Source organism: Flexivirga sp. G2, from assembly GCF_055397625.1.
This window is the reverse complement of sequence record NZ_AP039675.1, coordinates 1,492,763-1,517,571: the sequence shown is the minus strand read 5'-3', so window position 1 is coordinate 1,517,571 and position 24,809 is coordinate 1,492,763. Positions and strand designations below refer to the sequence as shown.

At 67.8% G+C, this 24,809-nt stretch carries 20 protein-coding genes; 6 read left to right on the top strand and 14 right to left on the bottom strand.

The window, feature by feature from the left end; all coding sequences use genetic code 11:
• Position 1 precedes the first annotated feature (1 nt).
• The 3 genes from ACZ50J_RS07365 to ACZ50J_RS07355 are packed head-to-tail and all read left to right on the top strand — an operon-like array spanning position 2 to position 3,157.
• On the top strand, positions 2 to 1,348 hold the full coding sequence (locus ACZ50J_RS07365; protein WP_464300615.1) for an ABC transporter substrate-binding protein: 1,347 nt from the start codon (positions 2 to 4) through the stop codon (positions 1,346 to 1,348).
• Positions 1,345 to 2,271 carry a carbohydrate ABC transporter permease gene (locus tag ACZ50J_RS07360; RefSeq protein WP_464300614.1) on the top strand — a complete coding sequence of 309 codons (927 nt, stop codon included), beginning with the start codon at positions 1,345 to 1,347 and terminating at the stop codon, positions 2,269 to 2,271. The genes ACZ50J_RS07365 and ACZ50J_RS07360 overlap by 4 nt, the downstream gene beginning before the upstream one ends.
• A complete protein-coding gene (locus tag ACZ50J_RS07355; RefSeq protein ID WP_464300613.1) occupies positions 2,261 to 3,157 on the top strand; it encodes a carbohydrate ABC transporter permease in 897 nt (298 codons plus the stop codon). The genes ACZ50J_RS07360 and ACZ50J_RS07355 overlap by 11 nt, the downstream gene beginning before the upstream one ends.
• 9 nt (positions 3,158 to 3,166) lie before the next feature.
• Here the strand turns inward: ACZ50J_RS07355 and ACZ50J_RS07350 are convergent, their stop codons facing one another.
• The 4 genes from ACZ50J_RS07350 to ACZ50J_RS07335 form a co-directional block, all read right to left on the bottom strand.
• Positions 3,167 to 4,219, bottom strand: a complete 1,053-nt coding sequence (locus ACZ50J_RS07350; protein ID WP_464300612.1) for a LacI family DNA-binding transcriptional regulator — start codon at positions 4,217 to 4,219, stop codon at positions 3,167 to 3,169.
• A 190-nt stretch (positions 4,220 to 4,409) separates the two neighbouring features.
• On the bottom strand, positions 4,410 to 7,337 hold the full coding sequence (locus ACZ50J_RS07345; protein ID WP_464300611.1) for a vitamin B12-dependent ribonucleotide reductase: 2,928 nt from the start codon (positions 7,335 to 7,337) through the stop codon (positions 4,410 to 4,412).
• Positions 7,338 to 7,454: 117 nt separating this feature from the next.
• Complete coding sequence (nrdR, locus tag ACZ50J_RS07340; RefSeq protein ID WP_464301327.1) at positions 7,455 to 7,943, bottom strand: transcriptional regulator NrdR; 489 nt, start codon at positions 7,941 to 7,943, stop codon at positions 7,455 to 7,457.
• 271 nt (positions 7,944 to 8,214) lie between these two features.
• Complete coding sequence (locus tag ACZ50J_RS07335; protein WP_464300610.1) at positions 8,215 to 8,616, bottom strand: LysM peptidoglycan-binding domain-containing protein; 402 nt, start codon at positions 8,614 to 8,616, stop codon at positions 8,215 to 8,217.
• A gap of 284 nt (positions 8,617 to 8,900) precedes the next feature.
• Between ACZ50J_RS07335 and lexA the strand changes: the two genes are divergently transcribed.
• Positions 8,901 to 9,617 (top strand): transcriptional repressor LexA, encoded by a 717-nt coding sequence (lexA, locus tag ACZ50J_RS07330; RefSeq protein WP_464300609.1) that lies wholly within the window; start codon positions 8,901 to 8,903, stop codon positions 9,615 to 9,617.
• Here the strand turns inward: lexA and ACZ50J_RS07325 are convergent, their stop codons facing one another.
• On the bottom strand, positions 9,618 to 10,472 hold the full coding sequence (locus ACZ50J_RS07325; RefSeq protein WP_464300608.1) for an NAD-dependent protein deacetylase: 855 nt from the start codon (positions 10,470 to 10,472) through the stop codon (positions 9,618 to 9,620).
• 143 nt (positions 10,473 to 10,615) lie between these two features.
• Between ACZ50J_RS07325 and ACZ50J_RS07320 the strand changes: the two genes are divergently transcribed.
• Entirely contained in the window at positions 10,616 to 11,536 is a 921-nt protein-coding gene (locus tag ACZ50J_RS07320; RefSeq protein ID WP_464300607.1) for a LysR family transcriptional regulator, read from the top strand.
• A 31-nt stretch (positions 11,537 to 11,567) separates the two neighbouring features.
• On the opposite strand, the gene ACZ50J_RS07315 is transcribed toward ACZ50J_RS07320, so the two are convergent.
• The 6 genes from ACZ50J_RS07315 to holA all read right to left on the bottom strand — a co-directional run bounded on the left by ACZ50J_RS07315 (position 11,568) and on the right by holA (position 20,723).
• Positions 11,568 to 14,021 (bottom strand): ComEC/Rec2 family competence protein, encoded by a 2,454-nt coding sequence (locus tag ACZ50J_RS07315; RefSeq protein WP_464300606.1) that lies wholly within the window; start codon positions 14,019 to 14,021, stop codon positions 11,568 to 11,570.
• A gap of 6 nt (positions 14,022 to 14,027) precedes the next feature.
• Positions 14,028 to 15,005, bottom strand: a complete 978-nt coding sequence (locus ACZ50J_RS07310) for a ComEA family DNA-binding protein (protein WP_464300605.1) — start codon at positions 15,003 to 15,005, stop codon at positions 14,028 to 14,030.
• Between the two features lie 207 nt (positions 15,006 to 15,212).
• Positions 15,213 to 16,109, bottom strand: coding sequence for a DegV family protein (locus ACZ50J_RS07305; RefSeq protein WP_464300604.1), 897 nt, complete (start codon positions 16,107 to 16,109; stop codon positions 15,213 to 15,215).
• 4 nt (positions 16,110 to 16,113) lie between these two features.
• Entirely contained in the window at positions 16,114 to 18,987 is a 2,874-nt protein-coding gene (gene leuS / locus ACZ50J_RS07300; RefSeq protein ID WP_464300603.1) for a leucine--tRNA ligase, read from the bottom strand.
• A gap of 280 nt (positions 18,988 to 19,267) precedes the next feature.
• Positions 19,268 to 19,534 (bottom strand): 30S ribosomal protein S20, encoded by a 267-nt coding sequence (rpsT, locus tag ACZ50J_RS07295; protein WP_464300602.1) that lies wholly within the window; start codon positions 19,532 to 19,534, stop codon positions 19,268 to 19,270.
• Between the two features lie 232 nt (positions 19,535 to 19,766).
• A complete protein-coding gene (holA, locus tag ACZ50J_RS07290; protein WP_464300601.1) occupies positions 19,767 to 20,723 on the bottom strand; it encodes a DNA polymerase III subunit delta in 957 nt (318 codons plus the stop codon).
• Positions 20,724 to 20,800: 77 nt separating this feature from the next.
• On the opposite strand from holA, the gene purU reads away from it, so the two are divergent.
• Positions 20,801 to 21,643 (top strand): formyltetrahydrofolate deformylase, encoded by an 843-nt coding sequence (gene purU / locus ACZ50J_RS07285; RefSeq protein WP_464300600.1) that lies wholly within the window; start codon positions 20,801 to 20,803, stop codon positions 21,641 to 21,643.
• Between the two features lie 63 nt (positions 21,644 to 21,706).
• On the opposite strand, the gene ACZ50J_RS07280 is transcribed toward purU, so the two are convergent.
• From ACZ50J_RS07280 to ACZ50J_RS07270, 3 genes are read right to left on the bottom strand one after another with little or no spacing between them, the layout of a single operon-like run.
• Complete coding sequence (locus ACZ50J_RS07280; RefSeq protein ID WP_464300599.1) at positions 21,707 to 22,558, bottom strand: ABC transporter ATP-binding protein; 852 nt, start codon at positions 22,556 to 22,558, stop codon at positions 21,707 to 21,709.
• Positions 22,555 to 23,640, bottom strand: coding sequence for a FecCD family ABC transporter permease (locus ACZ50J_RS07275; protein WP_464300598.1), 1,086 nt, complete (start codon positions 23,638 to 23,640; stop codon positions 22,555 to 22,557). The genes ACZ50J_RS07280 and ACZ50J_RS07275 overlap by 4 nt, the downstream gene beginning before the upstream one ends.
• Positions 23,637 to 24,701: a FecCD family ABC transporter permease gene (locus ACZ50J_RS07270; RefSeq protein ID WP_464300597.1), complete on the bottom strand. Its 1,065-nt coding sequence runs from the start codon at positions 24,699 to 24,701 to the stop codon at positions 23,637 to 23,639. The genes ACZ50J_RS07275 and ACZ50J_RS07270 overlap by 4 nt, the downstream gene beginning before the upstream one ends.
• Positions 24,702 to 24,809 lie beyond the last annotated feature (108 nt).

Sequence of the window (24,809 nt, the reverse complement as noted above, 5' to 3'; positions counted from 1 at the left end):
GATGGCGAATCCGGTCCCACCACCCGACCGCACCACCGCTCGTCCCAGCCGCCGACTGGTGCTGGCCTCTGCGGCCGCCACGGGCGCGGCTGCGCTGCTCAGCGGCTGTGGCAGCAACGACGGGAACGAGCTCTCGTTCTGGAACTTCTACGGTCCCAGCCCCACCACGTCGCCGACCAGCGACTGGTTCAAGGCGGTCACGGACGAGTGGAATCGGGACCATGACGTCAAAGTGCGACCTCGTTTCATCGCCAACGCGGCCTACGTCAACGGCAATACGTTGCAGACCGCGTTCTCGGCGGGATCCGGACCCGACATCTTCCTGCTGAGCCCGGGTGACTTCCTGCGTTACCAGAACGGCGGCGCCCTACTGGACCTCACGCCCTACCTGGCACCCGGTGTGCGCGCGGACTACGTTCCGGGCGCGCTGGACACGCGGACCGTGGGCGGCCGCGTCTATGCCCTGCCGATGGAGATCGAACCGCTCGTCATCTACTACGACAAAAGGGCGTTCGAGAAGGCACACGTGGCCGAGGGCGACCTGCCGAAGACCTGGGACCAGTTTCTCTCGCTGGCCAGCAAACTCACCACCAGCAATCGTTTCGGGGCGCTGTTCGAGACCTTGCCCGGCTACTACCAGAACTTCGTCTGGTACCCGTTCCTCTGGCAGGGCGGTGGCGGTGCGGTCACAGACGGCAAGAGCGTCTTCGATTCCGCCGCCGCACGCAACGCACTCGGCTTCTGGCAGGAGATGCAGCGCCGACACCTTGCACCCAAGGCCGCTCTCGGTGGCGGCTCGGGCGACACCCCGTCGAACCTGGCAGCAGGCTATTGCGCGATGCAGCAGTCCGGCATCTGGGCAGTGGCAGACCTGAAGCTGCAGGCTCCAAAGTTCGATTACGGCATGTTTCCGCTGCCGATCCCCGACGGCGGCAAGCACGTCACCGACGGCGGTGGCTGGGCGTTCGCTGTCAACGCGAAGGGCAAGAATCCCGACGCTGCCGCGAAGTTCGTCACGTGGGCCCTCGCCAGCACCGACCGTGCGGGGATCGATCGAGCTCGCACCTGGAACACCGTGGCGAAGACCAATCTGCCACCGCGCAAGAGCGTGCGCGCAGCCGCCGAGGCACACGGGGCGTTCACCTCCGGCGTGCTCAAGGCGTTCGCCACGCAGATCGCGCCGACGCTCCGCTCCGAGCCGCGCTATCCACCCGAGGTCTACAAGGCGATCTCGGACGCCATACAGGGCACCCAACTGAGCGGCAAGAACCCGAAGCAGGCCGCGCGTGAGGCGTCCGACGTCATCGACAACTTCCTGCTGACCTATCGAGGTGGCTCCATCCTGTGACAACACCAGACGAAACGCTGCCAGCAACACCGGCCACCAGCCGCCGGCGACGAGAGACGCGAGCCGCCTGGCTGTTCCTTGCACCGGACGCCATCGGTCTGCTCGTATTCGTAGCGCTGCCAATGGTCTTCGCGCTCGCGTTGTCGTTGTATGACGTCGACGGCTTCGGCAACTACCGCTGGATCGGCCTGGACAACTTCCATCGCATGCTGTCTGATCCGATGCTGCACCGTGCGATCTGGGTGACGGTGAAGTATGTCGTGCTCTTCGTGCCGCTGTCCTTCGTCGCCGGCCTCGGGCTGGCGCTGCTCGTCTGGAACAAGTTCCCCGGGGTCGCCGCCGTGCGGACGTTGTTCTTCCTGCCCAACGCCCTGAGTCTGGTCGTCATCGGTCTGCTCTGGCAGTTCCTGCTGGTCGACAAGCAGGGAGTCCTCACGCACGTGGCACGACCCTTCGGACTCGGCAACGTGTCATTTCTCGGCGATCCGAAATGGGCGCTGGCGACATACGTCTTCATCAGTGTCTGGTATTCGATGGGCTACCAGATGCTGCTCTTCCTCGCCGGCCTGAACGACATCGAGGGTGAGCACCTGGACGCCGCCCGGGTCGACGGTGCCGGGCCGTGGCAGCGCTTCCGGCACGTCGTGTGGCCGCTGCTCGGACCGACCAGCTTCTTCGTGCTCATCACGTCGCTCGTCGCATCGGTCACCGGCCTACAGGCTTTCGACCTGGTCTACGTCCTGACCAAGGGCGGCCCGGACAACCAGACGTCCACCGTCGTGTTCTACATCTACCAACAGGCCTTCAGCTTCGGACATTTCGGGTACGCCGCCGCGATCACCGTGATGCTCGTGGCCTTCCTGGTCGTCGTGACCGGCCTGCTGTTCAAGGCGACCGGAGGAGGCCGCTTCCATGCCCGCTGACCTGACAACCGACCCCACCACACACCTGTCCGACCCGTCCGTCGCACGGTCCGGCGGCGCGCCCGCCCGGCCGACACGTCGGCGACCGAGCGGCACCGCGGTCCGTGCAGTCGTCGCGTGGGTGATCGCGCTGGTGACGTTCTTCCCGGTCCTCTGGCTGCTGCTGACGGCGTTCAAACCGGCCGGGGAGTCGTTCTCCTCCGGCCTGCCGACGCACTGGACCTGGGACAACCTGCACTACGTCCTCACCGAGGTCTCCTTCCCCCGCTATCTGATGAACAGCGCGATCGTGTCGATCGTGGTGACGGCAGCAGCGCTGCTCTTCCACTCGATGGCCGCATATGCGTTGGCACGATTGCGTTTTCGCGGCAACAGCCTGGTGCTGGGCGCGATGGTGTCGACCATGCTGGTATCGCTGCCGGTGATCCTGGTGCCGCTCTTCCTGATCGCCAAGACGCTCGGGCTGCTGGACAACTTCGCCGGCCTGATCGTCCCGATGATCTTCAATGCGTTCGGGATCTTCCTGCTGCGGCAGTACTACCTGAACTTCCCCAGCGAGTTGGAGGACGCCGCGGCACTCGACGGGTGCGGTTATCCACGGCTGTTCTGGCACGTGGTGTTGCCACTCTCGCGGCCGGCCCTCACCTCACTGTCGGTGTTGTTCTTCCTGGCCAACTGGAACGCTTTTCTCTGGCCGCTGGTGATCACCTCGGACCCGGACCTCAACGTCGTGCAGACTGGAATGGCGAGCCTGCAGGGGCAGTACGCGTCGGCATACAACTACGTGCTGGCCGGTTCGCTGATCGCGGTGTTGCCGACGATCATCGTGTTCCTGCTCGGGCAGCGCTGGCTGGTCGAGTCGATGAAGAGCACCGGCCTGAAGTAGCCGCTGCGCTCACGGTCGCAGCGAGCTACCGCGCACGATCAGCTCGGTCCGCAGCCGGCGCACCCGCGGCGCCGGCTGGTCGGCAAGCGGAACGCCGACGCGCTCGAGCAGCAATTCGCCTGCCAGCACACCCATTTCGTATGCCGGCTGGGCGACCACCGACAGAGGACGATCGGTGAATGCAGTCCAGGGGGCGTTGTCGAAGGCCACGAGACCGACGTCCTCCCCCACCGTCAGCCCACGGGTCCGCAACGTCTGCAACACGCCCAGAGCCATCTCGGAGTTGGCGACGAAGAAGGAATCGGGCGGGTTGCGGCCGTCGAGGAGTTCGGCGGTCGCTTCGGCCGCCCTGTCAGCTCGGTAGTCGGCGTGGCGAACCAGGCTCGCCGCCGGACGGCGCTTGCGTTCGACCAGCGCGCGCCGATAGCCCTCGAGTCGCTGGATCGCCGTCTGGGCGGTCTCCGGTCCGGTGATGCAGGCGGGCCTGCGCCAGCCCGCATCGATCAGGTGCTCGGTCGCTTCCTGCGCGCCGGCTGCGGAGCGGACGAGGACGGAATCGACGCGTTCACGCAGCGGCCGGTCCACCGTCACCACCGGCACTCCGAGTCGGGTGAGCTGCGAGATGTCGCTACCGATCTCGTTCGGGGACATGATCACCCCGCTGACCTGTTCCTGCTCGGCGACCTCGAGATACCTGGCTTCCTTGGCCGGGTCCTCGTCGGTGTTGCACAGCACCACCGAGAAGCCCTGTCGCTGCGCCACGTCCTCGACGCCACGCGCGATCGCGGTGAAGAACGGGTTGGCGATGTCGGAGATGATCAGTGCCCACACATCGGCGCGCTGCAGCCGCAGGCTGCGCGCCAGGCCGTTACGGCGGTAACCGAGCTCCGACGCCGCAGCGCGCACGCGGTCGGCCAACTCGACATCGACGGTCTGCTGGTTGTTCAGCGCCCGCGAGACCGTCGCCACCGAGACACCAGCATGCGCTGCAACGTCCTTGATGGTGACGATGGCGATTCCTCCTCCTGTAACGGTCGGGTCGAGTCCCGACGCGCTGCTCACCCGGACCGGAGACTACTCCGAGAAATCGATTCCCCGAAACGCGTCGCCGCGAAATGCGAGAACCCGCCCCACGGCGTATGCCATGGGGCGGGTTCACTTCCCGACGAACGAGTCCGCGTGTCCTGCTGCAGCCGAAGGCTGCGCCGATGGTCCAGGCAGCAGAGACGGGGACGAGGAACGAGTCCGCGTCTCAGCTGCAACCGCTGGTCGAGCCGCAGCCCTCGCAGACGTAGCAGGAGCCGGCGGGGCGCATCTTGGTCCCGCAGGTCATGCACATCGGTGCGTCGGCAGCCTTGCCCTGGAAGCGCTCCATCAGCTCGGCCGACGAGTGGATCTCACCGGACACCGCCCGGGTGTCGGCAGCACCCGAGCCGGACTGGACGTCCGACTCCGCGGTGTTGCCGGCCGACGGGGTGTCGGTCGCTGCTCCGGATGCGGTGTCGGCCTCGTCCTCGCGACGTGTCGTGGCGCCGACCGACTGGGAGTAGGACTCCAGCTCGTCGGAGACGTCGTCATCGGTGGGTTCCGGTGCGTAGGAACCGGTTTCGAGCTGTCGGGCGCGCTCCTCCGCGGTGTGGATGCCCATGAACGAGCGAGTCTCGAAGTCGAGGTGGTCCAGCGCCAGGCGGCGGAACACGTAGTCCATGATCGACTGCGCCATCCGAACGTCCGGGTCATCCGTCATACCGGCCGGGTCGAAGCGCAGGTTGGTGAACTTCTCGACATACGTCTCGAGCGGCACGCCGTACTGGAGGCCGACCGAGATGGCGATCGAGAAGGCATCCATCATCCCGGCGAGCGTCGAGCCCTGCTTGCCGAGCTTCAGGAACAGCTCGCCCAGCTTGCCGTCCTCGTAGGTGCCCGCGGTCAGGTAGCCCTCTGCTCCGGCCACGGCGAACGACGTCGTCTCGCTCTTGCGACGCTTCGGCAGCCGACGGCGGACCGGGCGGTACTCGACGACCTTCTCCGGCTCGGCCTCGGAGACCTCCGGCTTCGCGGACTTCTTGCCATCCGACAGCGGCTGTCCGACCTTGCAGTTGTCGCGGTAGACCGCCAGCGCCTTCAGGCCGAGCTTCCAGCCCTCGAGGTGCACCTCGGCGATGTCCTCGACCGTCGCGGACTCCGGCAGGTTGACCGTCTTGGAGATCGCGCCGGACAGGAACGGCTGGGTGGCCGCCATCATCCGCACGTGGCCCATCGGAGCGATCGCCCGCTCGCCCATGGCGCAGTCGAAGACCTCGTAGTGCTCGGGCTTCAGACCCGGCGCGTCGATCACGTGACCGTTCTCGGCGATGTGCTCGACGATCGCCTCGATCTGCTCGTTCTGGTAGCCGAGCTTCTTCAGCGCGCGCGGAATGGTCTGGTTGACGATCTGCATCGAACCGCCGCCGACCAGCTTCTTGAACTTGACCAGCGAGAAGTCCGGCTCGATGCCGGTCGTGTCGCAGTCCATCATGAAGCCGATGGTGCCGGTCGGTGCGAGCACCGACGCCTGGGCGTTGCGGTAGCCGTTCTCGGCACCGATCTCGATGACGTCGGCCCAGGCCTTCGTCGCGTAACGGTGCACCTCGGAGTCCATCGCGTCCAGCGTCCGGACGGCGTCGTTGGCCGCTTGGTGCTTGCGCATGACCCGCTGGTGCGCCTCGGCGTTGCGGGCGTAACCGTTGTAGGGACCGACGATCCCGGCGAGCTCGGCGGAGCGCTTGTACGAAGCACCCGTGAGCAGCGAGGTGATCGCAGCGGCCAGCGAACGGCCGCCCTCGGAGTCGTAGCCGTGACCCGTGGCCATGAGCAGCGCGCCGAGGTTGGCGTAGCCGATGCCGAGCTGGCGGTAGTCGCGCGTCGTCTGACCGATCGACTCCGTCGGGAAGTCGGCGAAGCAGATCGAGATGTCCATCGCGGTGATGACGAGCTCGGCGACCTTCTGGAAGGTCGCCGCGTCGAACGTGTCGTCCTCGCGCAGGAACTTCAGCAGGTTGAGGCTCGCCAGGTTGCACGAGCTGTTGTCCAGCGACATGTACTCCGAGCACGGGTTCGACGCGGTGATGCGGCCGCTCTCGGGGTTGGTGTGCCAGTCGTTGATCGTGTCGTCGTACTGCAGACCCGGGTCGGCGCACTCCCACGCCGCCTTGTTGATCTTGTCGAAGAGGGTTCGTGCGTCGACCTCTTCGATGACCTCACCGGAGTGGCGTGCCCGCAGGCCGAACGACGTGCCGTCCTCGACGGCGCGCATGAACTCGTCGGTGACTCGCACCGAGTTGTTGGCGTTCTGGTACTGGACCGAGGTGATGTCCTTGCCACCGAGGTCCATGTCGAACCCGGCGTCGCGCAGCGCACGGATCTTGTCCTCTTCGCGCGCCTTGGTCTCGACGAACTCCTCGATGTCGGGGTGGTCGACGTCCAGGACGACCATCTTCGCGGCGCGGCGGGTCGCCCCACCGGACTTGATGGTGCCCGCGGACGCGTCGGCGCCGCGCATGAACGAGACCGGGCCGGAGGCGGTGCCACCGGACGACAGCAGCTCCTTGGAGGAACGGATCCGGGAGAGGTTCAGGCCGGCACCCGAGCCGCCCTTGAAGATGAAACCCTCTTCCTTGTACCAGTTGAGGATGGAGTCCATCGAGTCGTCGACGGAAAGGATGAAGCAGGCCGAAACCTGTTGCGGGGACTTGGTGCCCACGTTGAACCACACCGGCGAGTTGAAGCTGAACACCTGGTGCAGCAGCGACCAGGTCAGCTCGTGCTCGAAGATCTCGGCGTCCTCGTCGGTCGCGAAGTAACCGTGCTCCTTGCCGGCGCGCACGTAGGTCAGCACGACGCGGTCGATGAGCTGCTTGAGGCTGCTTTCCCGGGCGGGGGTACCGACTGCTCCGCGGAAGTACTTGGTGGTGACGATGGTGGAGGCGTTCAGCGACCAGCTGTCGGGGAACTCGACACCGCGCTGCTCGAAGATCGTCTCGCCGGTCTTCCAGTTCTGCTGGACGACGTCGCGACGCTCCCAGGTGACCTCGTCATACGGGTGCACGCCGGGGGTTGTGAAGATTCGCTCGACGGTCAACCCCTTGCCCGCGCGGTTGCCGCGCTTCGACTTGGGGCCGGCGTCTGCAGTGTCGGTCATGTCCAACTTCCTTTCCACCTCAGGTGGTTCGACGGTGCTGCGGAGATGTTGTGCGATGTTGTGCGATGTGCTGCGAGATGTGTGCTGTGACGGTTGTGTGTGCTGCGGGTGGACGACTCAGTCGTCGGCGGGACGGCGATCCGGCTCGACACCCGTCGCGGGCCGCTCGGCGCGCAACAGGGCGATCGCGGACTCGAAGTCCTCGAGGTCGTTGAAGGCTTGGTAGACCGAGGCGAATCGGAGATAGGCGACCTCGTCGAGGTTGCGCAGCGGACCCAGGATCGCGAGTCCGACGTCGTGGGCGTCGATCTCCGCCGCGCCCTGTGCACGGATCGACTCCTCGACCTCCTGTGCGAGCAGTGCGAGATCGTCCTCGCTCACCGGCCGGCCCTGGCATGCCTTGCGCACGCCCAGCAACACCTTCTGCCGGCTGAAGGGCTCGCTGGCACCGGACCGTTTCACCACGGTGAGGCTGGCGGTCTCCATGGTCGAGAAGCGCTTACCGCAACTCGGGCACTGCCTGCGTCGCTTGATGCAGGTGCCGTCCTCACTCGTGCGGCTGTCGACGACGCGACTGTCGTCGTGACGGCAGAACGGGCAATGCACGAACGACTCCTCTCCGCTCGATCCGGCGTCCGACCCCGCGTCCTCTGCCACCGACCCGGAACGTCGTCACCTGTGGACGAAGTTGTGGGTAAGTGGTGGACGAGTTGGGGACGACCGGGCTCTGCATGTGGACTAGATGTGGACGAATCCCATCCGTGTAACTACTAGATATAGGGATGTTAGGCCGATCCCCGCCCAATCGCAAGACCCGTCGTCCGCACCTGGAAAACCGCTGGTCAGCAGCCCGGAACACCGCGTGTCGGAGCGTCGATCAGGGCAGCTTCAACTGCTGCCCGGCGACGACCTGGAGCCCGTTGAGATCGTTGGCCAGCGCAACCTTCGTCACGGCGTTCGAGATGGGCATCGACGGGTAGGCGCGGTGGGCGACCCCCGACAGGGTCTCGCCCTGACGGACCGTCACCGAGCGGCCCGCGTCACCCGGGGTCGCGGCCCACGCGCGCGCCGCTGCTCCTCCCCCGATCACCAACACGACGGCGACCACAATGCCGAGCAGCCGGCGACCGCGAGCCGTCAGTCGCAGCCCGGTCGGCTCGACCCGCACCCCGACGCCCGACCCACCACCGTGTGCCGACGGCCCTGTCGGAACCGCCCGCAGGTGCCTGCGGGCCTGCCCCGGCCGAACCGCCCCGTCCCACTGCGCAACTGCACTCATCTCTTCCTCCTGAATCTCCGTCGCGAACCGGTGCACACCGCCCGGACGACCAGCGCCATCCGAACACGCGTGCGATCGCACACCTGTCGGATGTATAGCACGAACGTTCGATGTCGTCGAGACACGCGTCGTACAGATGTTTGGAAACTGTGTCCGAAACCCATACGCTGTTTTCACGAAGCCAAGGCAAGCACCGACCACCGACAACCGTTCGGATTCCGGTCCGCGCAGCACGCTCGCCGGCCGCTTCGAGCGAACCGTTCGCCGACGAGGAGATGACAGCGATGGCACAGGTGCACGAACTTCCCGACCGCGCCGGTGAGAGCCTCACCACCAGGCAGCGGAAAGTGCTGCAGGTGATCCGCAATTCCGTTGATCGGCGCGGTTATCCACCGAGCTTGCGGGAGATCGGGGATGCCGTCGGCCTGACCAGTCCGAGCTCTGTGGCGCACCAGCTGACGATGCTGGAGCGCAAGGGTTATCTGCGGCGTGACCCCAACCGTCCGCGCGCCATGGAGGTCATCGATCCGGACGCCACCGACACCCGTGGTTACCGCGGTGGCTCGAGCGTGCGCGGCGCGTCGGAGTCCAGCGTCGACGAGACCGGATTGGGTGACGAACGGCCGGAGGCGTCATACATTCCGGTCGTCGGGCGCATCGCCGCCGGAGGCCCGATTCTGGCCGAGCAGGTGGTCGAGGACGTGTTCCCGCTGCCGAAGCAGATCGTCGGCGAGGGCGACCTCTTCCTGCTCAAGGTGGTCGGCGACTCGATGGTCGATGCCGCCATCTGCGACGGCGACTGGGTCGTAGTCCGCCAGCAGCCGACGGCGACCAACGGCGACATCGTCGCGGCCATGCTGGACAACGAGGCGACCGTGAAGACGTTCAAGCGGGCACGCGGCAAGGTCTGGCTGCTGCCGCACAACGACGCCTACGACCCGATCGACGGTGACGACGCGACGATCCTCGGCAAGGTCACCGCCGTGCTGCGCCGCGTCTGATCACCCCGCGACGTCTCCCCGCTGCACTCCGCCGAGCGTCTCCACCAGCGCCGTCAGGGTTGCTCCGAGTGGCGCGTCGATGCGCACCGATACCTCCTCGTCGGTCGCACGCGTCCATCCGTGAGTGATCACCGCGACCGGGATCCCTTCCCGTACGGCGCGACGGACGAAGCGGTAGCCGGACATGACCGCGAGCGAGGATCCGAGAACGAGGATCGCGCGAGCGGCCTCCACCCGGGTGAAGCACTGCGCGACGAGTTCCTTCGGCACGGACTCCCCGAACATCACCACGTCCGGCTTCAACCGGTCGGAACCGCAGATGATGCAGTGCACCACCCGGAACTCGCTGATCAGGGATTCGGCGATCGCCACATCGCCGTCCGGCCGCAGCGGTCCGTCGGCAGACCGGTCGAAGTCGGGGTTGGCCAGCTGGAGCCATTCGTCGACCATCGAGCGTGCATAGTGCTCGCCGCACTGCATGCACACGACGTGGGTCAGGCTGCCGTGTAGTTCGGCCACCCGGTCGGCACCGGCGGCCTGATGCAGGCCGTCGACGTTCTGAGTGATGATCGGGCCGATCAACCCGGCCTGCTGCAATGCGGCGACCGCCGTATGCCCGGAGTTGGGTCGGGCGGCAGCGAAGCGCGGCCAGCCGACATACGAACGGGCCCAATACCGTTGGCGCGCTGCGGGATCGGCCAACAACTGCTGCGCCGTCATCGGGTGGAACCGGCGCCGACCGTCCGCTCCGCGGTAGTCGGGGATTCCGGATTCGGTCGAGAGCCCGGCACCCGTCAGGGCGAGGACTCCCCCACGACTCACCAGGTCGGTCAGCGCCGCCGGATCCGTAGTCACCACACCGTCAAGGTCTCACACGCAACGAGTCGGAACGGTCCTGCCCTCGGACCCGACACGGCGGTGCTGGATTGCCGCCGAAATGTTGATTAGCGATATCGAACAAGTAGTCATCAATAATAACGAAATGTTATTATCGGAGGATGATCGACGCAGCTGGACTCAGGGTCATCAAAGCCATCAGTGATCACGGCAGTTTCACGGCTGCGGCGAGCTCGTTGGGCTACTCCCAGCCGGCCATCTCGCAGATGGTTCGGCGACTCGAGGACCGCACCGGCACGGTCCTCGTCGAGCGCCTGGGTCGCAGCGTACGTCTCACCGAGGCCGGGCAGGTCCTGGCCCGGCACGCCAACCCGGTGCTCGCCGCGCTCGACGCGGCCGAGTCCGAGGTCGCCGCGATCGCCGGCCTGCGAGCAGGACGAGTGCGCCTGATGGCCTTCCCCTCGTCGTCATCGACCCTGGTGCCCCGCGCACTGGCGCTGGTCAAGAAGCGCTTTCCCGACGTGCAGGTCAGCTTCACCGAGGCCGAGCCGCCGGAATCACTCGCCGCGCTGCGCTCGGGTGAGTGCGACGTGGCGGTCGCGTTCGCCTACGAGGGCACCGATCTCGCGCGCGGCGAGGAGGACATCGACTCGTTCGTCACCCGCAAGCTCCTTGATGACGAGGTGCGGTTGGCGCTCCCGCTGGACCACCCGAAGGCGAAGTCGAAGAAGGTCAAGCTCGCCGACCTGGCGAGCGAGCCGTGGATCGCCGGCTGTCCGCGATGTCGCGGTCACCTGCTGTCCCTCGCGGATCGCGCCGGTTTCAACCCCGACGTCGCGTTCGAGACCGAGGACTACGTGGCGGTCCTCGGCCTGGTCGCCGAAGGGCTGGGCGTCGCCCTCATCCCCGATCTGATCCGCCGCTCGGCGAGCAACCCCGGCGTCGTGACCGTGCCGATGGACCCTGCCTCCCGGCGCGCGGTGTATGCCGTCACCACCCCCGACCTGCAGCGTGTGCCCGCGGTCTCGGCCACCCTCGAGGCGTTGTGCGAGGCCGCACGCGCCAAGAACGTCTGTTCCTGAGCCGCGCACCCTCCGGCGCAGTAGCGCCTCTTCACGGCCGGGCGACCAACGGTCCGCCCTCGTGCGCGACGATCGCGATATCCCCGCCCCGATCCGTGCGCAGCACCGTCGAATCGCTCTGCGCCAGGAGATCGAGAGTCCGCGGCGCGGGATGCCCGTAGTCGTTGTCCGCACCCACGCTGATCACCGCGATCGGAGCGTGCACGGTGTGCTCGAGATCCGGGTCCTGGTTCGCCGAACCGTGGTGCGGCACCTTCAGCACGTCGACCGGTGGCGCGTCCGTCACCTGCCGCAGTTGGGCAAGCACCGATGCCGCGGCCTCCTTCTCGATGTCGCCGGTCATCAGCAGCCGCACGCCGTGCGAGCGAACGTCCAGCACGATGCTCGCGTTGTTCTGGACGGACCCTGCTCGGATCAGCCGCGTCGGCCCGAGCACCAGCGCGTGGACCGCACCGACATCGAGCACGTCACCTGTCACCAGTGTCTGCAGCCCGAGGCCGTGCTGTGCGGCGAGCGTCTTGACCAAGGGCTCCTCACTGGGTTCGTCACCGGCGCCCGAGGCGCCGGTCGATTCCACAGGCGTCACGTAGAGAGCGTTGACCTGACGGCCGTCGAAGACGGCGCTGAGCCCGCCCACGTGATCCGCATGGAAGTGCGTCAGCACGACGGCATCGACGACGCGAACCTGCAGCGCATCGAGGCAGCGGTCCATCGCAGCCGGCTCCGGACCGGTGTCGACGACGAGTGCGTGTCCCGGCGCGGTCTGGAGCACGCCGCCGTCGCCCTGCCCGACATCGCACGCGACATAGACCCAGCCCGGCGGCGGCCATCCGGTGATCGGCGTGGGCGCCCACGCGGCGGCGGCCAGGACGGCCGCGGCGCCGGCCAGATATGGGCGTAGCCACAGGACGCGCAACAGGTGCACCCCGGTGACCAACAGCAGCAGTGTCAGCCCGGCCAACAGCAGCGCGCCGGTTGTCCCGTCCGGCCATGGAAGGGTGCCGAGTGGCACCCGCGCGCAGGTGTGCGCGATCCACGCGATGCCCTGTGTCGGCAGTGCAGCCAACCACGCCGGCAACCGCGCGAGGTCGACGCTCACCGGGGCGACCAACACGGTGATGACGCCGCACATCGTCGCCGGTGCGACGAGGGGCGCAGCCAGCACGTTCGCCGGTATGCCGATGAGGCTGACCGAGCCCTGCAACAACACGATGACCGGCGCGCACATCGCCTGCGCGGCCATCGGTATGGCGATCGCCTCCGCCATCGGAGCCAGCCGCCGCGGGAGGAACCGCGCGATCCGGTCCGCCCACGGACGAGCGAAGAACAGCAGACCGGCAGTGGCCAACGTCGACAGCGCGAAGCCGTAGGACGCGGCCAGCCACGGGTCGATCACGAGCAGCAGGAGCACCGCAGCCGCGAGAACGGGAGGTCCGGCGGCGCGGCGTGACATCGACATGCCGACGAGTCCGACGACACCCATCACGGCGGCCCGGATCACCGACGGCTCCGGCCGGCAGAGCAGCACGAACAGGCCGAGCGCCAGCGCCGCGACGACCAACCGCCACCGGCCCCTGAGGCGCAGCCATCCCGCGACCCACATCGTCGCCAACAGCACCATCGTGACGTTCGAGCCGGAGACCGCGTTGAGGTGCGTCATACCCGTCGCGCGCATGTCGTCGTTGAGCTGAGCCGGCAGTCGCGACGTGTCGCCCATCACCAGCGCCGGAACGAGTCCCCGCGGGTCGGTGGGCAACCCGTCCGTCGCAGCCCGGGTGTCGCGCCGGACCGCCTCGACCGCTTCGAGGAGTGGGCCGGCTCCGCCGATGACGCGCGGTGGACCGCGCGCCGTCAACACCGCTTCGACGTCGTCACCGGGCTCCGCGATCTGGAGGCGCCCGTCGAGCGCAACACGCTCGTGCCAGTGCACTGCCAGCCAGCGCTCGTCGCCGAGCACGAGCACCGGGGTGTCCGGAGTGCTCCGCATGCCACGGCCCTCGATCTGGCGGACCGAGAGTTTCGCGATCACCAGACTCTGGTGACCGTTCAGACCCGCTCCCACCGGACGGGGATCGGACGTCACCACCGCTTCGACGTGCACGATGGCCCGCTTGGCGGCGAGTCGACCGACGGTGCCGGCCTGTCGGGTCATCACGTGGCCGGCAGTGGCAGCACACACCAGTGCCACGGCCGTTGCCGCGAGCGCCACTGTCTCGAGCACCCGACGACGACGCCCTGTGCTTCCGGACCGCTGACGCCGCAGCACGATGGCCGTCGCGACGACCGCGGCACCGACGGCGAGCGAGATCGTGAGGAGCACGGGTTGTCGGAGCATCACCAGGGTGGTCGGCCAGGCGACGGCCGCGGCGGTGAACAGCCGCAGGTCGAGCGAACTAGGTCGACCCGGGAAACGCTGCGGCGTTCCTCGCAATCGCTCCATCACGGGTCGGATCACCGCGGTCGCCGCGGTCCGAATGAGCCGCACAGGTGCTCAGCCGACGGTGACCAGCGGGAGCAACTGGGCCAGGGTCTTGTCCCCGATGCCACTCACTTCGCCCAGTTCGTCCACGGTGCTGAACCGGCCGTTGTCCGCGCGCCATTGCAGGATCCGCTGAGCCATCACCGGCCCGACACCGGGCAGCGCCTCGAGGGCCGCCTCGTCGGCGGTGTTGAGGTTCACGACGCTCGCCGTGCTGCTCCCGGCCGGCGCACCGGCAGCGGCCGAACCACCGCCCCCGACCCCGCCCGCCGGCGGCGGTGTCGGTTGTTGTCCGGGCTTGGGCACCTGGATCTGCTCACCGTCGACGACGACGCGCGCCAGATTGATCGCCGACAGGTCCGCGCCGGGCAGCGCTCCACCCGCCGCCGAGACGGCATCCTCGACTCGCGAACCGCTCTTGACGTGCACCACACCCGGCTTGCGCACCTGCCCGACGACCTGCACCACCAGCGTCGTCGGCGCCGTGCTCGACGGCGTCGCGGTCGACCGGAAGCCTTGGCGCGCCGACGGACCTGACGCTGCCGACGCGGTGGCCGACTGCGTCGACGACGCGCTCCCCGCAGAGCCGATCGGGTGTGGCTCCGCGGCCGCCCGGGCCCACAGCACGCGACCACCGAACACCAACGCCGCGGCCGTCACCAGGATCAGTGCGCCGATGACCGCCAGCCGGCTCGGAGCGACCTGGGCACCGACGAGCGGCTCCGGCGGCCGCAGCAGTGGTTCGCGTGGGCGCAGCTCCTCACTGGCCGGTCCGGCTGCGTGCCGACCGGCTCGTCCCGACTGCTCGACGCGCTCCGCCCGACGTGTCGCCGCAACCCGCCGCGGCAGATCGGCGACCTTCGAACGCGGCTCGTCGATGACGGTGTCCTCCGACGGCACCCAGCCCGGTGCGCGACGGACCGCTTCCAGCTCCTCGAGCACCGCCGCCAACCGATCGGGCGTGCCTTCCTCCCCACGTGACCGTCCCATCGGGCTCACTCCGCAGCGACAGCCGCGGCAGCAAGTAGCTCACACGGCCCCGCGGCGTGCACTCGCCGTGTTTGTCCTGAGTCAACGTCCATGCGTGGAACACTAGGCAGCACAACACAGTTCGCGCTGCGACGAGCACTTGGCCTGTGGACAACTCCGGTCAACCCGAGGGATGTGGACAGCGGATTCGGGACCAGCCCGGATTCGTCAGTCGGACGATCCCACGATGCGTTTGCGACCGGTCAGCCGCGGGGTCACCACGACCGCCAGCGTGCCGGGTCCGACGTGCGCTCCCACGACCGCACCGAGCTCCACCAGCAGCATGCGCCGTGCCCGGGGCAACTCACCGGCGAGCTGCTCGATGAGCGTCTCGGCACGATCGCGCGAATCCAGGTGGTGCACCGCGACGTCGACGCCGTCGATGTCGTCGCGCTGTTCGAGCGCGTCCACCGCGTCGACCGCGTGCTGGGTGAGCCGGGCGAGTGCCTTGCTGGTGGTGCGCACCCGCTCCAACGGTTCGATGTGACCATCGCGCACCGTGAGCAGCGGTTTGATGGACAGTGCCGAACCCATCAACGCCGACGCACGACCGATGCGTCCGCCACGACGCAGGTGTTCGAGGGTGTCGACGTAGAAGACACTCGACGACGCCTCTGTATGGCGCCGAGCCGTGTCGGCGACCGTCGCTGCATCAGCTCCGGACGCGGCTGCCTCCGCTGCGGCAACAACCCCGAAACCCATTGCCATCCCGATGGTTTCGCTGTCGATCACGGTGACCGGGATCGGAGCGTCACGGGCGGCGAGTTGCGCCGAGGACAGCGTCGCCGACATCTGCGAGGAGACGTGCACCGACACGATCGCCTCGTGTCCGGCGTCCGCGAGCGCGGCATACAGCTGGCTGAAGACTGCCGGCGAGGGGCGCGAGGTCGACACCGGGACGAAGTCGCGCAACGCCTGCGCGACCTCCTCCGGCGTGACGCCGCGTCCTTCGTCATACGAGACGCCACCGATGGCGAGCCGCATCGGTACGACCGAGATGCCGTTGGCAGCGGCCAACCCCGCCGGCAGGTATGCCGTCGAGTCGGTCACCACCGCCACGCTCACGGAATCAACCGACCACGAGATTGACCAGCTTGGGAGCGCGCACGATCACCTTGCGAATCTGCTTGTCCCCCACGGCCGCTGCGATCTTCTCGCTCGCTCGGGCCAACGCCTCCAGGTCGGCGTCGGAGATGTCCGGAGCCACCTCCAGTCGATCCCGGACCTTGCCCTGCACCTGCACGACGCAGGTCACCGTCTCGTCGACCAGCAGCGACTCCTCGGCGGCTGGGAAGTCCTCGTGCGCCAGCGACGACTCATGGCCCAGCCGGGACCACAGTTCCTCGGCGATGTGCGGCGCCACCGGCGCCGTCATGAGCACCAGCGGCTCGACCACAGCGCGCGGAGCCGGCGTCTCCGCGGCGACCTTGGTCAGCGCGTTGTTCAGCTCGATCAACTTGGCGATCGCCGTGTTGAACTGCAGCGACTCGTAGTCCTTGGCAACACCGTCGATCGTCTTCGCCAGCACGCGCTTCAGGTCCGCCGGTGCCTCCGCGTCGCTCACCCGCAGCTCGCCGGACTCCTCGTCGATGACGTTGCGCCACAGGCGCTGCAGGAAACGCTGCGACCCGACGACGGCACGAGTGTCCCAGGGCCGCGAGATGTCCAGCGGGCCCATCGACATTTCGAAGACGCGGAAGGTGTCCGCGCCGTACTCGGCCGACATCTCGTCGGGGGTGACGACGTTCTTCAGGGACTTGCCCATCTTGCCGTACTCCCGGCTGACCGGCGCGTCGTTCCAGGTGAAGGTCAGGTCCTTGCCCTCGCCGTGCTCGACGACCTCGGCAGCCGGAACCGGTTGTCCGCGACCGTCGCGGAAGGCGTAGGCCTGCACGTAACCGTGGATGAACAGCCGACGGAAAGGCTCCTCGGAACTGACCTCACCCAGGTCGAACAGCACCTTGTGCCAGAACCGTGCGTAGAGCAGGTGCAGCACGGCGTGCTCGGGGCCACCGACATACAGGTCCACGCCGCCGGGGTCGCCGGCGATGCCCTCACCGGCACCCCGACCGGGACCCATCCAGTACTCCTCGACCGCGGGATCGACGAAGCGTTCGGTGTTGGCGGGGTCGGTGTATCGCAGCTCGTACCAACAGGATCCGGCCCAGTTGGGCATGGTGTCGGTCTCGCGGCGGTACTTCTTCGGACCGTCGCCCAGGTCGAGCTCGACGTCGACCCACTCGGTCGCGCGTCCCAGCGGTGACTCCGGGTTGGACTCGGCATCGTCGGGCTCGTAGGTCTTGGGTGAATAGTCCGCGACATCCGGCAGCTCGACCGGCAGCATCGACTCCGGCAGGACGTGCGCGGCCCCCTCCTCGTCATAGACGATCGGGAAGGGCTCACCCCAGTACCGCTGGCGGCTGAACAACCAGTCGCGCAGCTTGTAGGTGACCGTGCCACGACCGACTCCCTGGCTCTCCAGGAAGTCGATGACGATCTGCTTCGCCTCGTCGGTCTCCTTGCCGTTCAACGAAACTCGCTCGTTGGCGGAGTTGATCATCGAGCCGTGCCCGGTGAAGGGCCGGTCCTCGTCGTGCCCCTCCGTGGGCTGCACAGTGCGCACGTAGGGCAGGTCGTACTTCTTGGCGAAGTCCCAGTCACGCGGGTCCTCGGCGGGCACCGCCATGACGGCGCCGGTCCCGTAACCCATCAGCACGTAATCGGCGATGAACACCGGAACACGTTGACCCGACACAGGATTCGTGGCGAACGCTCCGGTGAAGACACCGGTCTTCGCCTTGGCGTCCTCCGTCTGGCGCTCGAGTTCGGACTTCCGCGAGGTCGCCAGCCGGTATGCCGCAACGGCCTCCGACGGGATGTCCGCACCGCCGGTCCAGGCGGCCTGGGTGCCTTCCGGCCACGACGCCGGAGTGAGCACATCGACCAGCGGGTGCTCCGGCGCGAGCACCATGAAGGTGGCGCCGAAGATGGTGTCCGGCCGAGTCGTGAAGACCTCGATGCGCTCGTCGACGCCGTCGACGGCGAATTCGATCACGGCGCCGTGCGAGCGGCCGATCCAGTTGCGCTGCATGACCTTGATCGACTCGGTCCAGTCGACGCGGTCGAGGTCGTCGGCCAGCCGGTCGGCATACGCGGTGATGCGCATCATCCACTGCGACAGGTTGCGCTGGAAGACCGGCATGTCGCCGCGCTCGGTCAGACCCTCGCTCGTGACCTCTTCGTTCGCAACGACCGTGCCGAGCCCGGGTGCCCAGTTGACCGGCACTTCCTTCTTGTAGGCCAACCGGCGTGCGTCGATGGCGTCGCGGCGCTCGTGATCGGACAGGTCGGTCCAGGCGCGACCGTCCGGGGTAGGGACCTCCCCCGACTCGTATGCCGCAACCAGCTCCTCGACCGGGCGGGCCTTGCCGACCCGCTCGTCATACCAGGCGTTGTAGATCTTGGTGAAGATCCACTGGGTCCACTTGTAGAAGCCCGGATCGATCGTCGCGATCTTGCGGCGCGGGTCGTGCGACAGACCCAGCATGCGGACCTGCCGGGTGAAGTTGGCGATGTTGTCCTCGGTCGTCTTGCGTGGGTGCTGCCCGGTCTTGACCGCGAACTGCTCGGCCGGCAGGCCGAAGGCGTCGAATCCCTGCGTGTAGAGGACGTTCTTGCCGGTCATTCGCTGATAGCGCGCGTAGACGTCCGTCGCGATGAACGGCAGCGGGTGGCCGACGTGCAGGCCGTCACCGCTGGGGTACGGGAACATGTCCTGCACCATGAACTTGGGCCGGTCGCCGACCGCGTCCGGATCACCCCAGGGGCCGGCGGGATTCGGCGCCTCGAAGGTGCCCTGCTCCTCCCAGCGATCCTGCCAGGAGCGCTCGATCCGGTTGGCCAGCGCCGGGGTGTAACGGTGTGCGGGCTGCTCGTCGTTCATTAGTCCGTCCTTCAAGTTCAAAGCTGTGGCGTGCGCGTCGGACTCGCCCTGAGTTGTCGAAACCCATGAAAAGACCCCTCGTCGCAAGGAGGGGTCAGCCGCGTCGAGGTCCGCTCAGCGTCGACGCGGCCGGCTAAGAAGAAGCAACTGCCGCATGGCCACAGATTACCGCACAGCGCAGTTCGTTCCCGCGCCGACCGAATCCGGCGCCCGGGTACGACAAAGGCCCGGCGTCACCCCGTGACAGGGGCGACGCCGGACCTGGTGTCGTTCGAGCCGATCAGGCGTCGAGCGAGTTGACTGCCTTGGCCAGCGCCGACTTCTTGTTGGCGGCCTGGTTCTTGTGGATGACACCCTTGCTGACGGCCTTGTCCAGCTTCTTGGACGCGGTCGCGAGCATCTCGGTGGCCTTGGCCTTGTCGCCGGCCTCGACGGCCGCGCGGGTGTGCCGGATCCAGGTACGGAGCTCCGACTTGTAGGCCCGGTTGCGCTCAGTGCGGATCGCGTTGGTCTTGATCCGCTTCATCTGCGACTTGATGTTTGCCACGTGTAGTACTTCCTTGGTCGAAACGATGTTGTTGTCAATGAGGGTTGACAGACGCGCCAACGGATGGGGCGTGGGGACACCCGGGCGATGTAGACACGTCGTTTACTGCTCGCATACGCGCACGACCAGAGCGCGCACGCAAGAGCCAAAGCTACCAGCGCCGCGGCATTCCGCCCAAATCGAGATCTCGATACGCCGCTCGTTCCTCACGGCACTCGATCAGCATGAGTGTTCAGGCATTGCGGGCGGTGGCGATCGTCATGATCGCGCGCTCGAGGGCGTAGACCGGATCGCGACCGCCACCCTTGACGTCGAAGTCCGCCGCCGCGACCGCCTGTATGGCGCTGCCCAACCGGGCGCCGTCCCAGCCCTTGGCGTCGCGGCGGGCCCGGTCGACCTGCCAGGGCGCCATACCGAGTTGTTTGGCGAGCGCGCCGGACGGTCCGCGACCCGCCGTGGCGACCCGGGCGATCTGACGCAACTGGCTGGCCAGCACGGCGACGATCGGCACCGGGTCGAGGCCGGAAGCGAGCGCGTGGCGGGCCAGCCGCAATGCTTCGGGAAGGTTGCCGCTGATCGCGGCATCCGCGACCCGGAAACCGGTGGCCTCGACCTTGCCGCCGTAATAGCGCTGCACCACTTCGGCCGTGACCATGCCCTCGGTGTCGTCGGCCAACTGCTTGCACGCCGACGCCAGCTCCCGCAGGTCCTTGCCGACGGCTTCGAGCAATGCGCGCACCGCGTCCGGCGCGACCTTGCGGCCGGCGGTGCGGAACTCGTTGGTGACGAACGCGGACTTGTCCCGGTCGCTCTTGATCGCCGGCGCCTCGATGATCCGGGCGCCGTTCTTCTTCAGCGCGTCCAACGCCTTCTTACCGCGCACGCCGCCCTTGTGCGCGACGATCAGCGTCGCGTCGGGCGATCCGCCCGACGCGACCTCGACCACATCGGCGATCAACTCCTCGCGGGCCTCGTCGAGGTCACGCACCAGCACGATCTTGCTGTCCCCGAACAGACTCGGGCTGGTGTGCAGGTGCAGGTCACCGCGCTCGTAGCTCGCGGCGTCGATGCGCACCAGCTCGGCCTGCGGATCGCTCTCCCGCACCAGCGCGATCGTGCTGGTGGCCGCGCGCTCGGCCAGGATCTGCTCGGGTCCGGTGATGAGCACCAGCGGCGGGACGTCCGTCATACGCCCAACTCTGCCACCTGATGCCGACACCCGGACCGCGGAGGCGCCCGGTGCCCGGACGGCTCTACAGTTCGCGCATGAGCCAGTCCTTCGTCTTCACCGCGTCGTGCCCGGACGGCCCGGGCATCATCGCGGCGATCAGTGCCGAGTTCGTCCGGTATGACGCCAACATCGACGAATGCCAGCAGTTCGGCGATGCACTGACCGGGCAGTTCTTCATCCGCGCCCGCGTCCACGGCGAGGTCGACGAGAACGTGCTGCGCACCGCGCTCGCTCCGGTCGCCGACCGGTTCGGTATGACGTGGGGCCTCTTCCCGGCACAGCGGCCTACCAGGGCGCTGGTGCTGGTGTCCAAGCTCGGCCATTGCCTCAACGACCTGCTCTACCGCCAGCAGGTCGGATCGTTGCCGATCGACATCGTCGCGGTCGGCTCCAACCACTTGAAGTTCCAGAAGCTCGTGTCGAGCCACGACATACCGTTCCATCACGTGCCGACGCTGCCCGACAAGCAGGTGTCCGAGGCACGGCTGGTCGAGCTGATCGACGAGACCGGTGCGGACCTGGTGATCCTCGCGCGCTACATGCAGGTGCTCTCGCCGGAACTCTGCGAGCGCCTGGCCGGCCGGGCGATCAACATCCACCACTCGTTCCTGCCCAGCTTCCGCGGCGCGCGGCCCTATCACCAGGCGCACGAGCGCGGCGTGAAGCTGATCGGCGCGACGGCGCACTACGTGACCCCCGACCTGGACGAGGGCCCGATCATCGAGCAGGACGTCGCGCGGATCGACCACTCCTACTCCCCCGCGGACATGGTCGTCGCCGGCCGGGACGTCGAGGCGCAGGTGCTCGCCCGCGCCGTCACCTGGCATGCCGAGCACCGGGTCTTTCCCAACGGTGCCAGCACGGTCGTTCTTCGCTAGTTCACCCCACGAAGTTCTCCGCCGCTGCGCTCCCCCGATGCTTCGCGGGGACCCCGACCATCCTCACTCCGCGATGTCCGCAGGGCCCTTCTGTCCTCGTGGGACCACCATCGGTATGCCGGTCCGCGGGTCGGCGACCATGTCGGCCTCGAGGCCGAAGACCTCCCGCAGCAGTTCGGCACTCATCACCTGCACCGGATTCCCTTGGGCCACAACGCGTCCGCGGTGCATGACGACGAGGTGGTCGCTGAACCGCACGGCGAGGTTGAGGTCGTGCAGCACCATGGCGACCGTGGCGCCGCGTTCGCGGTTGAGGCGGCACACGAGGTCGAGCACGTCCACCTGGTGTGCCAGGTCCAGGTACGTCGTGGGCTCGTCGAGCAGCACCAGATCGGTGTGCTGAGCCAGCGTCATGGCGATCCACACCCGTTGCCGCTGCCCACCGGACAGCGCGTCGACGGGACGGTCGGCGAGGTCGAGGATGCCGGTCCAGCGCATCGCATCGGTGACGATGTCCTCGTCGCCGTGCGACCACTGCTGGAACCACCGCTGGTGCGGGTGCCGCCCCCGGCCGACCAGGTCGCGGACCAGGAGACCCTCGGGTGCGATCGGGCTCTGCGGCAGCAACGCCAGCGTCCGCGCCAGTTGCCGGGCCGATGGTGAGCCGATCGGGCTGCCGTCGAGCGTCACCTGCCCGCTGCTCGGCGTGAGCAGGCGCGAAAGTGTCCGCAGCAGAGTTGATTTGCCGCAACCGTTCGGCCCGATGATCGTGGTCACCTTGCCGTCCGGGATCGGCAAGGACACGTCGTGGACGACGGGGTCGGCGCCATACCCGACGGTGATGCCGTGGGCCACCAGACGCGCGTCCGGCTCGACGGCTGCGGGCTCCAGGACAGCGGTGGATGTCTGTGTCATGCGGAAGCCTGCCTTTGCTTGCGGATCAACAGATAGATGAAGTACGGGGCACCGACCAGGGAGGTCACGACACCGGCGGCCAGACCGGTCAGCCACAGCCGGGTGATGACGTCGGCTCCCTGGACCAGGACGGCGCCGGCGAGCGCCGAGGTGAGCAGCGGCGGCCGGGAGGTGCCGGCCAGTCGTCGGGCGATCTGCGGGCACACGAACGCCACGAAGCCGATCGGGCCGACCGCGGACACCGCCGCCGCGGCCAGCAGCACCGCACACAACAGGGCGACGGCTTGCGCGCGGGTGGTGCGTATGCCGAGAGCGCGCGCGGTGTCGTCACCGAGTTCGACGATGTTGAGGGTGCTTCCCTGCCACAGCGCGACCGGCGCCACCAGAACGATGGCGATGAGCAGCCAGGTCACGTTGCTGCCCGTCGTACCGGTCAGCGAACCGGACAACCACACCTGCGCCGACGCGGCGGTCTGCAGACGGGCCGAGACCAGCAGCCATGAGGTGCACGCGGTCAGCGCCGCGGCGATCCCGATGCCGACCAGCACCAGTCGGCGACCGTCCAGTCCGCCACGCCACGCGGCGGCATACAGCAGTCCGGTGGCGAGCAGGGCGCCGCAGAAGGCGGCGAGCGGCAGCGCGAAATCGGCCGAAACCCCTGCAGGAGCACTGGAATCCGCTGCAGCGAAGAGCACGATGTAACCCACCGCACCGGCTGCCGCACCGGCGTTGACACCGATGACGTCCGGACTGGCGAGCGGGTTGCGCGCGATCGTCTGGATGAGCGCACCGGACAGGCCGAGCGCCAGACCGGCGAGGAGCGCCACGGCGGCCTCTGGCAACCGGACGTCGCGGACGATGAACGAGTTGACCCCTGACGAGTCGCCGAGCAGTGCGCGCACGACGTCGACGAACGGGATCTTCAGGTCGCCGTACGACAGATTGACCACGAGCAACACCGCTGTGGCCACCGCGGCGACGGCAGCACACACGGTCGCGCGTGGATGCAGCCGCCAGGACGTGGGTCCGACCCGCACCGCCGGCCGGAGGCCGGACCGGGCGTCGGTCGTTGCGGCACTCACAGCTGAACCAGCCGGGCGCGGCGGACCAGCAGCACGAACGCCGGGCCGCCGACCAGGGCCATCACGATGCCGACCTGCACCTCGGCACCGCCGGCCATCACCCGGCCGAGGATGTCGGCGAGAGTGAGCACGATCGCGCCGATCAGGCCGGCATACGGCACCACCCAGCGGTAGTCCGGTCCACAGCAGAAGCGGGCCACGTGGGGCGCGACGAGGCCGAGGAACCCGATCGGTCCGCACGCGGCGACGGCGCCGCCCGTGAGCAGCATGACCGCGCAGATGCCGAGGAACTTGTGCAGCCCGGGTCGTACGCCGAGCGCACGGGCAGCATCGTCACCGAGTTGCAGCAGGTTGATCGCCGGCGTGCAGATGACCGCCAGCACCAGGCCGAGTCCGATGAACGGCACCACCTGCCAGACGATCTCGAGCCCGCGACCGCTTGCGGAACCGACGACCCAGAAGCGGTACTGGTCCAGCGTCGAGACGTTCGAGGTGACGATCGAGGTGATGATCGCCGACGCGAGCGCACTCACCGCAGCGCCCGCGAGGACGAGCGTGAGGGGCGACGGTCCACCACGTATGGCGCTGATCGCGAACACCAGCCAGGCGGTCAGACCGGCACCCAGCAGCGCGAACCAGGTGTATGCCGCCGGCGACCCGATGTGCAGCCAGAAGATCGCGAGCACGACGGCCAGCGACGCTCCCTCGGAGATGCCGAGCAGGCCCGGATCGGCCAGCGGGTTGCGTGACTGCCCCTGCATCAGGGCCCCGGAAACACCCAATGCCAGACCGACGACGAGCAGCAGGAGGGTCCGTGGCAGCCGCAGGTTGTGGATGATGGCCGACGCCTGCGAGTTGTCCGGGTCGAAGAGCACATGGAGGGCCCGCCCCGGGCCGATGCCGACGTTTCCGATCATCAGGCTGAGCACGCCGCACCCGACGACCCCGGCGGTCAGCACACCGACGACCAGCCATGATCCAGTGCGACCGTCCGACGCTTTCATCGAATTGCCTTGAGCAACAGGCATATTCGCCGGTCGTTCCTTGTCCAGGATTGTCACGGGTGCTCCGTCGGTGGCGGTCTGTGGCCGGTCCGGTCACAGGTGCTTCAGCGGGAAGGTTAGCCTTACCAAACAGATACGTCGAACTCGGGGGTCTCGACTGGAGAC